Annotated in this window: 9 protein-coding genes; 2 read left to right on the top strand and 7 right to left on the bottom strand. The window is 54.7% G+C overall.

Translation table 11 applies throughout. The features are described from left to right. Window positions 1-172: 172 nt before the first annotated feature. From AC0YOB_RS09840 to AC0YOB_RS09825, 4 genes are all read right to left on the bottom strand, one after another. Window positions 173-1096, bottom strand: coding sequence for a nucleoside hydrolase (locus tag AC0YOB_RS09840; RefSeq protein WP_475792693.1), 924 nt, complete (start codon window positions 1094-1096; stop codon window positions 173-175). Window positions 1097-1279: 183 nt separating this feature from the next. Continuing rightward, window positions 1280-3196 (bottom strand): YhgE/Pip family protein, encoded by a 1917-nt coding sequence (locus AC0YOB_RS09835; protein ID WP_475792692.1) that lies wholly within the window; start codon window positions 3194-3196, stop codon window positions 1280-1282. 106 nt (window positions 3197-3302) lie between these two features. Then, window positions 3303-5321: a Na+/H+ antiporter gene (locus AC0YOB_RS09830; RefSeq protein WP_475792691.1), complete on the bottom strand. Its 2019-nt coding sequence runs from the start codon at window positions 5319-5321 to the stop codon at window positions 3303-3305. Between the two features lie 400 nt (window positions 5322-5721). Beyond that, window positions 5722-8622 carry a family 78 glycoside hydrolase catalytic domain gene (locus AC0YOB_RS09825; protein WP_475792690.1) on the bottom strand — a complete coding sequence of 967 codons (2901 nt, stop codon included), beginning with the start codon at window positions 8620-8622 and terminating at the stop codon, window positions 5722-5724. A 257-nt stretch (window positions 8623-8879) separates the two neighbouring features. Here AC0YOB_RS09825 and AC0YOB_RS09820 point away from each other — a divergent pair, with 257 nt between their 5' ends. Further along, window positions 8880-9800 carry an AraC family transcriptional regulator gene (locus AC0YOB_RS09820; RefSeq protein ID WP_475792689.1) on the top strand — a complete coding sequence of 307 codons (921 nt, stop codon included), beginning with the start codon at window positions 8880-8882 and terminating at the stop codon, window positions 9798-9800. A gap of 121 nt (window positions 9801-9921) precedes the next feature. Here the strand turns inward: AC0YOB_RS09820 and AC0YOB_RS09815 are convergent, their stop codons facing one another. Continuing rightward, entirely contained in the window at window positions 9922-10764 is an 843-nt protein-coding gene (locus AC0YOB_RS09815) for an AraC family transcriptional regulator (protein WP_475792688.1), read from the bottom strand. 136 nt (window positions 10765-10900) lie between these two features. Here AC0YOB_RS09815 and AC0YOB_RS09810 point away from each other — a divergent pair, with 136 nt between their 5' ends. Next, the gene (locus AC0YOB_RS09810; RefSeq protein WP_475792687.1) at window positions 10901-11785 is read left to right on the top strand and encodes a phytanoyl-CoA dioxygenase family protein; all 885 of its coding nucleotides are present in this window, start codon (window positions 10901-10903) and stop codon (window positions 11783-11785) included. Window positions 11786-11822: 37 nt separating this feature from the next. Here AC0YOB_RS09810 and AC0YOB_RS09805 read toward each other — a convergent pair whose 3' ends face one another. Both AC0YOB_RS09805 and AC0YOB_RS09800 read right to left on the bottom strand, forming a co-directional pair. Next, on the bottom strand, window positions 11823-12197 hold the full coding sequence (locus tag AC0YOB_RS09805) for a hypothetical protein (protein ID WP_475792686.1): 375 nt from the start codon (window positions 12195-12197) through the stop codon (window positions 11823-11825). 375 nt (window positions 12198-12572) lie between these two features. Beyond that, window positions 12573-13529, bottom strand: coding sequence for a phytanoyl-CoA dioxygenase family protein (locus AC0YOB_RS09800; RefSeq protein ID WP_475792685.1), 957 nt, complete (start codon window positions 13527-13529; stop codon window positions 12573-12575). Window positions 13530-13631: the final 102 nt, after the last annotated feature.

Below are 13631 nucleotides of genomic sequence, written 5' to 3'. Positions count from 1 at the left end.
TTTCTCCTCCGGGAAGGACAATTTAACAACATTTAGATGTATTGTACCATTAACATTCCCGAAAAACAGCACCTCCCGACCTATGAAACGGCCGGGAGGTGCTGTTCAGGCTGAAACAGATGCTCGTACTGATGGAAGAATTGCCAAGCAGCCAGCCGCTCTCGCGGATGATTTATTGTCCTCTTGTCTGAAGCTTGGCGAATAAATCCTTGAAAACCGGATCGCGATGAATATGGTTCACATAACGGATGAGATGCCTTGACGAATCCATGCCCCACCGGAAATCCTCCGAAATATGGGGACTTGGAACAAGCGAGCTTGGCGTCCAGTTCTCATTATTCATGAAGGCCACGGTGGAAATATCCCAGATGACCCTTGACGAGCCTTTATGATCCGTTATGCAATCCCGATAGACCTCATATAAATAATGGCCGATTTCACCTTGGTCCTTCACATAATCCCGTACTTCCGAGAGGGTGGTAAGCAGATGGGTTGTTACGCCCATACACGGAATCAACACCAGCGGCACGCCGCAGTCCATGATCGTCCGTGAGGCATGAATATCCTGAATTAAATTAAACTCCCTGGTATCATTCCACTGAAAAGAATGCCCTCCCAGCCATACCACAACGATTTTGCGGATGATCTCCGGCTCCATCAAGATGGCTGAGGCGACGTTGGTAATTGCGCCGATCGAAAGCACATAGAGGGGATCGTCCTCCGATGAAGCCATGGCGCGCTCTACGAGATTGCGGGCGGCCTCGCTCTCCACCGGCGTTTCCGGTCCGGATAAGTAACGGTCCGATCCGGGATAAGCCGGGATCCCGCTGTTCATCAACCCCAGAATTTTCGTTAACTCCTTGTAGCTTTTCTCCATGCCGTCCCTCGGGCCATCGGACAGCTCATTGTGGAAGGGCGCTGCGTAAAACGCTTCCATTTTCAGACGTTCCGGAGACAACAACGCATAAACAACCGCGAACTGATCATCGATTTCGTTATACGTATCCGTATCGAGGACAGCTCTTACTGTCCGCTTGGGCGGTTCCAGACGGCGAACCCGCTCTTCATTCGTAAGCATTGGAAATGACAAAGGCATGGATGGACTTACCTCCCGGAGATATTGTCGGACATTTCATGAATCCCGCTTTATTAAGATAGCATGACCCGCAAATCTTTTCTATCGGGAATGGCAATCAAAGCGCAGATCCCCCGCTGACAGGCTTGTTGTTCTCACGGCTTGCCAGCACAGAGTATCAAGAATGAATGCACGGGCGGCAGATTATTTCCCTTCAGCGGGTGTTCCCCTGCTGAACAGGGAGAGCAGAATAATCGTAACCACCAGAGCTCCCGCCCCGAAGCATAATAAACTCAGCGAGTCCACCCTCACCAGTCCGTAATCGCCGGTTGATATGATATTGCGGAATCCGTCAACCGTATACGATACCGGCAGAAAAGCATGAATGCGCTGCAGGATTTGCGGTCCCAGCTCGACAGGAAACGTTCCCGAGGTAGCCGTCAGCTGGAGCACGAGCAGAATGACGGCCACGAATCTCCCCACATTATCACCCGCGGTCACCAGCAGCTGAATCAATGCCATGAACACGAAGCTAGCCAGCAGCCCGAAAAGCACAAAGTACGGCTGGCTCAGCGGGTGCAGTCCGACTGCATGGATGATAATCAGACTCATCAGCAGCACCTGAACGATAGAAACAACCGCGAGAAAGCTGTATTTGGTCAAGCCCCAGATAAATCCCGAAGGCGCAGGAGAAGCCGGCGTCCGCAGAGGGAAAACCGTACTGAGCAGCAGCGCTCCCACATAAAGGCTGATGGAGAGAAAAAAAGGCGCCATGCCTGTCCCGTAATTGGGCAGCTTGTTAATCGATTCCTCCTTCAGCCTGACGGGATTCGCCATCATTTCATACAGCGGCTGCGAGGCATGAAGCCGGCTTAATTGATCCGCGCCTTGGCTTAAGGAAGAGCCGAGCTGGCTGCTGCCCTCTATCAGCTTCGCTTCTCCTTCAGAGAGCTTCTCAAGTCCGCCAATCAGTCCGTCCCACCCTTCCCTGATCTCATGAATGCCTGCCGATACAGATTGCGCTCCCTTGCTCAGATCAGACGCCCCTTTGGAAAGCTCCCTGAGCTTTCCGCTGATTTGGGCGGTTCCCGCTGCCAGCTGCCCCTCTTTGCCGCTTAGCTCCTCAACGCCCGCATTCAGGCTCTTCAAGCCTTTCACCAGCGGATCAAGCCCGGCCGATGTTTTCGCCGCCGCTGCGGACAGCTTGACCATGTTCTCATCAGCGGCCAGATCAGGATGCCCGCTGATGAACTGCTTCAGCAGCGTATTGATCCCCTGCATCCCCGAAGCAAGCTGGCCTACGGCTTGTTCCAGCTTCTTGCCCCCTGCCGCGGCCGTGGACAAGCCCTTGCCGAAGGGCGCCATGCCCCGGGCAATTTCCGCTGCTCCTGTCTGCAGCTGCCGGGAGGCTGCTGCGAGCTTCGACGCTGACTCCTTCAGGCTGGCTCCGCCTTCATCCAGCTTGCTGACCGCATCCTGCTGTCCCTTGACACTGCCGAGCAGCTGCGAGGTGCCGGCAGACAGCTGCTTCAGGCCGTCGCCAAGACCGGCTGCTCCTCCGCTCGCCTGCTGCAGCCCGTTCTTCAGCTGCTCAAGCTGCTGAAATATCGTCGCAGCATAGTTTTCGCTCAGCTGATTCGACAGCTCGAGGCGAATCTTCTCCACGCCGGACTGGCCGATTTTGAATACGGAATAATTAAGCCCTTCATTGCTTACTACTGTGAGCTCGAGGGGGGTGGGCTGATTGGCCGTCAGCGTCGTGGCCCGCTTCGAGAAATCCTCCGGAATCATAATGCTGAAATAATAATCATTGCTGCGCAGCCCCTGCTCGGCCTGCTCCCGGCTGATGAATGCCCAGTCGAAAGCATGATCCTTCTTCAGCTCATCGGTCAAATCATTGCCGATCGCATAGGTTGTGCCTTCATAATCGACGGGATGGTCTTCATTGACGACGGCAACCGGAATTTTCTCAATATGGGCGTAAGGGTCCCAGAACGCCCACAAATACATCCCGCTGTACAGCACGGGAATGAACATGACGCCGATAAGCGATACACACAGCATGGGCGATCTGAGAACGGATTTCCACTCCGAAATGAACCAGGCGAGATTGCTTTTCATAGGATTCTCCTTTTGGATGCTGAATCGGCATAAAGAGGCAAGCCATCCTATTATTCACAATCCTGGTTTCTCTTATTACGCGGCGGCTGGTCCGGGTATCAGATCATCAGGCGAACTCCTCTTCCTCGAAGAAGGAGGCTTCGCGAAAATTGCTGAACATCCGCAATTTATTGGCCATGCCGTGCGTGATCTCCCCTTTCTCGTAAAGACTCTGAATTTCATCGCGTTCGGTCTGAATCGCCATGATGTGAATCCCCTTCACATCCAGAGCGGCCTGATGCGTTTTCTTCCGACCATGCATGCCGCTGTTCAAACGCTCAATCATCTCATGATAGTGGGAGATGACCGCGAGCGCGGCAGACTTATTATTTTTATCCGTCATTTCTTCAACAGCGGCGACAGCGGCTTCGGCAGCCTGCTTTTTGACTTCTGTCAATGTCCGTATATCCTCGTCCGTGAGCGCTTCTTTTGCATGGCCCATCAGCTTCACGATCAGTTTTCTTGCAACGACAACCGTCAGCACAGCCGCATATTTAACCCGGTTGGTGAGCATCAGCTCCGTTTGGTTAAGCATGAATTGAACACGCCGCACGGCTCCAGGGTGGATTTCCCCCTGTTCGAAAAGCCGCTTCACGGTCTCCCGCTCCACTGCAAGCGCATAAAGATGGAGACGCTTGGTCATTGCGCGGACCTCAGCCCCTTCCTTGGTGCTCGACCCTTCCGAGCGGATATGCAGAAGCTGTCTCCGGTAATCCGTAATAACGGTCATCGCCGCCGCCTTATTATCCTCCTGCATGGATTCCTTGATGGCGCTGACAGCTGCGTTCATAATTTGAATTTTGGCTTGCTTCAACCGCTCTTCCTGGCTCTGCTGCCCCTTCTGCTGCGGCGTCTTCTCCATAGGGATCAGCGGCAGTATGAAGCTCGCGACAATCAGCGTGAACAAGATAACGCCTGCGCTTAGGAAAATAATGAGCGACCGTTCGGGAAACAGCGTTCCGTCGTCAAGAAACAGCGGGATCGAGAATGCGCCTGCAAGCGTAATCGCGCCGCGGACGCCGGACAAGGAGGTTAACAAGGCAGCCTTGAACCTCCGGCCATTCTGCTCGCGGTTAACCAGCGCACTGAACAGATAAACCCACAGAAAACGAAGCACGATCAAGGTAAGGGAAATGACGACAATATAGCCCATAACCTGAACATTATTAAAGGCTTTATCCTTGAAAATCGCAGCAAGCACGCTTGGTATTTGCAGACCCAGAATAACAAAAACCAGCCCGTTCAGGATAAACAGAATAACCGACCAGGTGCTGGCCGATACGAACTGCAGCTTCATCGTCAGCGACTCCGAGCGGTCCCTCTCAATCGCGTGGACAATTCCCCCCGCCACAACCGCCAGCACTCCCGACACATGAATTTCTTCGGCAATCAGATAGATCGCGAAAGGGGTCAGGATCTGGAGGAGCATATGCATGGTGATGTCTTCAATCCCGTAACGGCGCAGAAATACCCGAAAACGGATAATGAGAAAAGCCGCCGCAGCACCGCACAGCAGTCCCCCAAGCGCAATCAGCAGGAAGCTTGCGGCGGCTTCCCCCAGGGAGAACGAGCCCGTAACCATGGCGGCAATGGCGAATTTGAAAGCAACCAGCCCTGAAGCGTCATTCATCAGCGCCTCTCCCTCAAGCAGCCGCATAATACTTTTGGGCAGCTTGATCCGTCCGGAAATCGCGCTGACGGACACCGCATCCGTCGGAGACAAAATCGCTGCAAGCGCATAGGCCGCCGGCATCGGAATGGACGGGATCAGCCAGTGAATGACATGCCCGCCCACCAGCATCGTGGCAAACACGAGCCCCAGCGCAAGCAGCAGGATGGGAGCCCGCATATTCCACAGTTCATCGCGCGGTATCCGTTTTCCGTCATTGAATAAGAGCGGTGCGACAAACAGCACGAAGAACAGGTCAGGGCTCAGCGGTATCTCGAATCCGAAAGGGATGACCGCAACTATCATGCCAAGCGCGATCTGAATTAATGGAACCGGGATGAAGAAGACCAAGCGGTTGATCATATTGGATAAAGCGATCAGACCCAGCAAAAACAAGACAAGCAGAAAAATCTCCATAAGCGAAATCGTCCTTCCCGCCCTCAGCCCGGCAGTAAATAGGTAATGATAGCATTTGCCCTCTATCCCAAATTAAACAAAAATAGCGCAAAATAAGCTGAACGTTGCCTATTATTTGGCTGGGGTCGTCTATATTCGGAAGTCCGGCGAGAACGTTTGGCCGACTATGGGGGAGACGATCTTCCGATCTATGAACGGTACAAAGTTGTACGCATGTATTTCTTTTGATATTTGGCCCCTCCGCTCCCGCTCCCGTTAATCATTGGAGGCCCGGAACAGCAAAAACTCCGGCCGCAGGAACAGAGGCCGGAGTTTAATATGCTGAAAGAGTAAAAGATAACGCACGCCCTCTCAGGCGCGCGTCTTAAGGGTGGAATGACTGTGGTCAGACCATATGAATTTATATGAGAGTCAGAGAACCGTTCTCCGGGGTTTTGACGATGTGAACCTCGCCGGTGAGTCCCTCGGGAATCAAGATATCCAGTTCGACATCCTCCGGCGCGGAAACGCTCAGCTTCATGAGATTTCCTTCCACATGCCATTCAACTTCAATCCGTCCGCCCTGCGGCAGAGGGACCTTGCCTTTGGCCCAGCTTAAGCCGCATGGCTGGGGCGCGATTGCCGCGCGGCGCCAGCCGTCCTCCACCCGCTTCACGCCGAGGATGCTTTCGCCGAGGAAGTAACCGGGAGCCGCCGACCAGGCATGGCAGTGGCTGCGTGTCAGCATATCCGCTGAAGCGCGGTTCTCGGCAAAGTTCGGATACATCTCCCAGCAGGTCGTAGCGCCATGCTCGATCATTTGGCCATAGTTGGCGCGGATATCCTCCAGCATCAGTCCGTAATGCCCCTCCTGCGCCAGCGCTTCGTAATAGAAGAAGGACATGAACGGACTGCCGATCTGAACGAAAGACTTCGGCGGCTGCACGAGATAAGCTGCGACCCGTTCCTTCCGCTCCCCTTCGGCGATGCGGCACAGAGAGGCGACGACCTGGGTCTGCATGCTGAAAATATCCGAGCGTCTTCCGTCCGTATGAATACAATCCAGATAGGCCTGCTGCCCTTCATCCCACAGCTGTTCGTTAATCGCCGCAAGAAGCGAATCCGCCGCACCCGGGAATGCGGAGCCTGCTTCACCCGCCGCTGCCGCAAGCCCGTCCGCTTTGCGCAGTGTCTTATAGAGAAACATATTCTGATGGGTGACAATGCCTTCATCCGGTTGATCCATAGGAGCCCAGTCCAGCAGGTTCCAGCCCTTGATATTCAGCAATCCCGAATCGTCGATGTGGGTCAAATAATGTTCCAGCGTATGGCGCACAGCCGGCCAAATCTCAGCCGCGTATGCACGGTCTCCGGTATGCTCGACATACTCCGCGCAGGCGATCGCCCAGAAGAAGGTCCAGTTCGGGATAACGCTGTTCCATGCGCTTGGCACCTGATCGAGATAAAGCGGCGTAATGTCGGCTGAGCCGGGCACCAGATTCAGGCAGCGCTTGACGATATCCAGGCTTCCGTAGACATAGAAATTGACCAGCGCCTCATTGCGGCTGTCTCCCACCCAGAATACCTGCTCATATGCGGGACAATCCACGAAGGTGTCTTCCATGCACAGCCGCGTCGTATGGCGGCTGATTTCCCAAATCTGGTTCAGCAGCGGATCGGAGCTTTGGAATGCGCCCGCTTCCGTTACCGGATAGTTGCTCTGATTAACATATACATCATACAGCTTAACCGGCTTGGCGGCTCCCCTCACGGTTAGAATCAGATACCGGAAGCCCCGGCGTACCGGCGACAAATACTGCTGGCGGCCTTCCCGGCAAGTGTACCGGATCGTGTTATCCAGTCCATAGGTATGCTGACGGTAATCGCCGTTCATATATTCCAGTCCGTAGAGATCAATGACGGCGCCTTCCTCCGCCTCCACCTCAAAGCCGATAAAGCCTGACCATTCCTTGCCGAAATCGATCACAAGCTCGCTGTCGTATCCATCTGCGGATACAGGAACCAGTCCCGGCTCCGGTGAAGCGATAATGCCCTGCTCCAGCTGCGCCGTCACATTGCCGCGGATGACGTCTGTCCGCCACATATTGGCTCCCAGCACATCCTGCTCGTTGTAATAGGCGGCAGGCAGCGGCCTGATCCAATCCCGGAAGGCATCCATATCCTTCTTATTCCTGATTCCGGCGGCAGCCTGATACTGCGGCTGCTCCAGATCCAGGCGGCGGACGCCCTTATACGTCACATTGACGACCGTATCGAACGGACCGATCATCGCAAAAGGCGTCTCCCCGGCGCTCCCGCCGCTGATCGGCGAGCGGAGCTCGAAGAATTCTGCGCTGTCCACCGCGATATGATAGCTGCCGCCATGATCGCTTGCGGAGATATCGATCAGCAGCAGATGCTCGCCCGCATCCAGCTGCAAATCGCTGAATCTCTCGGGCAGTACGCCATACCAGTCCCCGCAGCGGATGCCGTCCACAAAAACATTCTCCGTGCGCAGACCGCCGGCAAACCCAATCGTGACCTTGGCGCTTCGCTCCAGGGTCAGAAGGGTCGCCAGATAGCCGCTGTAGGCCGAATTGTCGGCATGATCCACCGTGCCGGGCATAAATGCGGCCCTCAGATCAAACGCGCCTGTCCAGGCGGGCATCTTCACCCATTGGAACGATTCGATCCGGGAAGGCATCATCTTCTCTTCCGTCAGAAACGGAATATCCCGCGGCACAAGCGATTTCCACGGACCGCTGCCGACCGCGCCGATGGAATAGACAGAGGCCCAGTCCGCATCGTCGAAGCCGTTCTGGTTCCAGCTCTCATCCCATTTGCGGGCATCGTAAATATCGGCAAACCCCTGCTGGCATGCCATCCGGGGAGAGCGGGGATCCTGCGCCTCCAGCCGCGAGGTTTTCCACGAGTCATCCGTCGCCACGATCAATCCGCCTGCACGGTCTGTCTGCCTGCTCCCGAGCTCGGCAATCAAGCCGCCGCGCCCTCTGATATAATAAAAATTGGCTACGCCAAAATGCATAACAAGCACGGCAATCGTATTGGACCTGCCGGCTTTGAGCAGATGACCAACCTCATAAGTGTCATAAAACTGTTCCTTGGGCCATGAGCGGACAGGTCCGCGGCCAACCTGGGCACCGTTAATATACAGCACATACCGGGAATCGGCGCTGATGCGCAGCTCCGTTTCACCGGGATCTTCCGGGACCTCGAAATTGCGGCGGAAGCAGCGCCATTCATTGCGCGGGCTCTCCTCCTCCCCTCCCCATATCCACTGGGCAGACCATTCCTTGCTCATCCTTCTCCCAACCTTTCCTCATGAAAGCTGCCAAGAATCCCGGTCAGAAAGTCTGACCGCGCTTACGTAAACCAGCTTCCCCCGCTCCGGCGATATCCATCTCCGGTCTTCACGGAAGCCCGTCATTCCTCTCGTCCATTGTAAGCGATTGAATCAGAATAAATACGGTTGTTCCTGCCATATTCACGGGGGTATAATGACATGAGCTTGAAAACAGGACGAGCTTATCTATTACATCCCTTGAGGAGTGACCCCATATGGTGCAAACCCCGATTGATTTGACGCCGTGGACCTTATTTGAGGAGGATGCCCTGCCCTTCTTCTTCAACCGCGTGAACGAGTCGTTCCGGCTGCAGCTGCATCAGCATGACTTTATGGAGCTGGCCTATATCGATGAAGGCTCGGGCTTTCATTACGTGGAGGAAGATGTCATGCAGGTAGCCAAGAACGATCTGTTCATCCTCCCTATTGGAGTTTCGCATGTGTTCCGCCCCACAAGCCCGCAGCCGAACCACCCGCTTATCGTGTACAACTGCATATTCAAGCCGGAGCGACTGGCGGAGGAGCTGGCTTCTTTTCCCGGTGTCGGTTCGCTTGCCGGTGCCATGCAGCTGCTGCGGATTCATCCCGGCGGCGGTTCAATATGGCATCGGCTCCGGGATCATGACGGGCAGATTGGAGCCTGGTTTCAGCTGGCTTACCGCGAATACATGCAGCGCAGACCGGGATATATCGCCAGGCTCTACAGTCTGTTTCTTGAGCTCGCCGTCATGCTGGAGCGTCATCTTCAGGGAGAAGGCCATTCGGCTGACCTCGCCAGGGGGACGAACGACTCTCTGGATATGGCCGTACAGTATATGGATCTACATTTTGCGGAACCCCTCACCGCCCGTCAGCTGGCAGAGGCCTGCAGAATGAGCGAAAGGCATTTTCACCGGCTGTTCAAAAGCCAGCTGGGCTGCACCTTCACGAGCTATGTCCAGAATAAAAGGATCGAGAAAAGCTGCAGTCTGCTGGCCCTTACCAGACAAAGCGTCCAGGAAATCGTCCAGCAGGTCGGCTACCAGGACATGAAATATTTTCTGATCATTTTCAAAAAGAAAACAGGCTTCACACCGAGTGAATACCGGCGTTTGAATGCTCTTCAACCGCGTTCAGCTCCTGCTGGAAACGGCTGAACGGATAGGCAAGGGACAGCTCACCACCGCAATTGTTGCGGCTTCCGCTCCGAACCCGGTCAAGCCCCTGGACAGACGACCGGAATCACCGCTCAACTGTAACTTGAGCTTTCTTATGCGGCTATTCCTTGCTCCACTGCCTCTGACGGTAATGCAGCGGGGCTTGCCCGGTTTTCCGTTTGAAGAAGCTGGAGAAATGGAAGGTATCCTTGAAGCCCAGCAATAGGGCAATATGCTCGATCGGCAGATCCGTCTCCTGCAGAAGCTGCTTGCCTTTGGACAATCGCAGGCTCATCACATATTCGTAAGGCGAAATGCCGGTTCTGGTCTTGAACAGCTTGGACAAATAGCTGCGATCCAGTCCTACGTAGGAGGCGACATCCTGAATCTGGATGTTTTTGTCATAATGCTGCTGAATGAAGCTCCGGGCCTGCAGGATATACTGCTCACCCTGTCCTCTCACCCCCGATCTGCCGTCCCGATTCTCGCCCCGGCAAATTTCCGCCAGCATGCCGCTCAGGCATCCGGTATAGAAAAGCTCATCCCGCCGCTCATCCCCGCCCTCATAACCGAACAGCTCTCCAAACAGGCGATGAAGCCGGTCGGGCTGCAGATGCGTGATCACCGGATGATCAACATCGATCCCTGCCTGCGTCAGGAAGACGTTCACCAGCTCCCCGTTAAACCCGAACCATGTATATTCCCACGGCTCCAGGTCATCCGCCCGGTACATCGCAAGCTCCCCCGGGAACAGCACGAAGGCCTGACCCGCCGCAAGCGGATAATCCCTGTCTCTTACCCGGTACAGCCCACGCCCGTTCATGACCAGGACATATAAATAATGATCCCGCATTGCCGGCCCATAGAGCCATCCCGGAGGACAGGACTGGCTCCCGTAATAACTCATATACAAGTCGCTCATATGCTTGGGAACCATATAACGATCGATGTTGGGCAGCGCCATATTCTCACTCCGTTTCGGACTTCTTGCTCGTAATCAGCTATCCCTCTTATAACACAAATATACAAATTGATCCAACATTCAGACATGGGAAAGGAGCTGCCAGTTTTGATATCTTGAAGACAAAGGAGATGATCAAATGAAGGTAAGCATGGGAGTGCATCAGCTGGAAATGGAAGGCCCGTATTTGACGGCGCTGCGCGAATCCAGCGATATCCGCGAGGATGCGGCGGCTTTGCAGGCCAGGATGGAAGAGGACGGATATATATTTATTCGGGGGTTTCATGACCGCAATCAGGTGCTGCAGGCCCGTTCCGAAATTCTGAATCAGCTACATCAGAGCGGCAGGCTGGCGCCCGATGCCGATCCGGAGGCTGGACTTGTCGGCCCCGATAACAAAAGCGCCTTCCTCGGGGGCACAAATACGGACAAACCGGCCTTCCTGGAACTGGTCAATTCACCCCGGGTGATGAATTTCTTCACAAATTATCTTGGCGGAGCGGCATCCACCTATGATTACAAATGGCTCCGCGCCATCGCAACCGGCGGCTCAACCGACGCTCATTACGATATCGTCTATATGGGCAGGGGAACGCCTAATCTGTATACGCTGTGGACTCCTGTCGGCGATACCCCGATCGAGATGGGCACGCTTGCGATTCTGCTCGGCTCGCACCGCTGGGAGCATGTCCGCAATACTTATGGGCAGATGGATGTCGACCGCGACAGAACGGAGGGCTCATTCTCCCGGGATCCGCTGGAGCTTATCGAGAAATATGGCGGACGCTGGGCTACAAGCGATTTTGAAGCGGGGGATGCAATTTTCTTCGGCATGTTCACGATGCACAGCTCCACCGTCAATGTGACCGACCGGATCCGTATCAGCTGCGATACAAGGTACCAGCTGGCAAGCGAGCCGGTCGACGGACGCTGGATCGGCAAAAAGCCCACTGCGCATGAGACCGCTCTGGAAGCGCCGCTCAAAACGATAGCGGAAGCTAAAAAGGAGTGGGGACTGGCTTGATGCCGGTCCTCCACTCCTTTCCTTTATAAAACGTTGATCAAGGTGCAATTCTGGGTGTGAATCCGCCGCGAATGGGCAATACAGGGCCGCCGATTGGCGCAATCGGCACAAGCGGGCCGGCTGGATTGAGCGGTTCAAGGGAAACGCCCGGACCTGGGATAATCGGATTGACCGGTATCAGCTCGCCAGCCTTATGCAGCTTCGGAGCGACGGCTTCGCCGCGGCAGACCATAAAATGATAATTGGCAAAATTCAAATCTCCCGTCGATTTGTAGACGAAATCGAACCAGCCGTAGCAGCCCATATCGTCGGCATGGGTCGTTTCCGCCTTGGTCACGAGCGAAGCTCCAAAAACAAGGCTAACCGCAAGCGCCAGACGAGCTGTGTTGTTCATCAAACGTTTCTTGTTCACCAGCCATCATCCCTTCTCAACTGTATGTAATAAGAAAATCCCCATGCCGCAGCCCCGTCATAAATACGCAGCACAAAAACAAATTAACCATACTATACCAATTTTAAACTTTAAGACCCAAGGTTCGCAGGAACTAAATTTGACCGTTTGTTGATTACATAGTCCTAAATAATAATGGCCGTTCACGTCCATTTATGAGACGATAAGTCCCTGGAGCCGCGTGCCTGATGCCGCAAGCAGTCTTCATTGCTTCCCAACCGGTTCGGGCTTACAGCTCATGTTTCCCTTCGTCCACGAATATCAGACAGAAACCAACACAAGCAAAACACCGCCCCGCGATTCAATCACAGAAGCGGCGTTCACCTTAAGGCAGAGCTAACAAATCTTATCCTTCTGCCAGCGTATCGACTCGTCGAACGAAGTATACTCGAACTGCTCCTGCTTCCAGTAATACTGCAGCTCCTTGCGCTCCCAGCCCTCATACAGCTCATCCCAGCTGAAGGGACCATGGGGCAGGAGCGAGGCACGCTCAATCGGATTCTCGACGGACTGAAACCGGTAATCGCAGGACAGCCTTACGCGGCCGGGCTGCTTATTGGGCAGCGCCTTATGAACCGTCAGGCTGTGGAAGGTAACGAAGTCGCCGGTCTCATAATCGCCCTCTGCCCATTCACAGCCCATGCCGCAAAGAATCGACTCCAGGCCTCCCGCCCCTGGATTGCCGGTCACTCCAAGCAGGCCGGCCTTGTGGCTGCCTTCGAGAATGGACAAGCCGCCGAGCTCCCTTGGCACGTCGCCCAGCGGGATCCAGCACGTCCAGGTGTCATAATCGCCCTGGATGTGCAGAAAATCCTGATGCGGCGGCGTTGCATGCGCAAACCGGTGCGGCAGCATAACCCTTGCGATATTGCGCGGATGCGGAATCACTCTGGCGCCGAACAATACCTCGTACAGAGAGAGCAGCTTCGGCTCATGGGTCAGGGCATGGAAGCTCTCCAGCTTCTGCACGGCAAGATAAACCTCGTACGGCACGCCGACGCCGTTCCAGTTCGCATCCTCCTCGCTCAACCGGTCAAGCGCGGCCTGGTCGGCATAACCGCTCATCAGCGGATGGCCGGGATCCAGCAGTCCCTGCTCCTGCAGAATCTGCAGAATGGCTCTGCGGACATTCAGAATGCTCTCTCTGGCAAAAAAACCTTTGAAAAACAGATATCCCTTTTCCTTCGCCTTCTCCAGCAGCTTCACGGGCTGCTCCAGAAGGGGTGTCGCATCCTCAAATTTACGGGTTGCCGGCATCAAAGCCGTGTCCTGAAGCGGGTTGTTTTCGCTCATAGAGGTACCCCTTTCGAACAGATAATTGTTCATTGCCGATTTCTTACTTACACTATATGCTAGTTACATGGGGTTGTATTTGTTTTGCTCAGACGGATTTTT

It is taken from the genome of Paenibacillus sp. JT31N17, assembly GCF_056269255.1.
The sequence above is the reverse complement of the archived record's forward strand: the minus strand, read 5'-3'. Positions and strand labels throughout refer to the sequence as shown.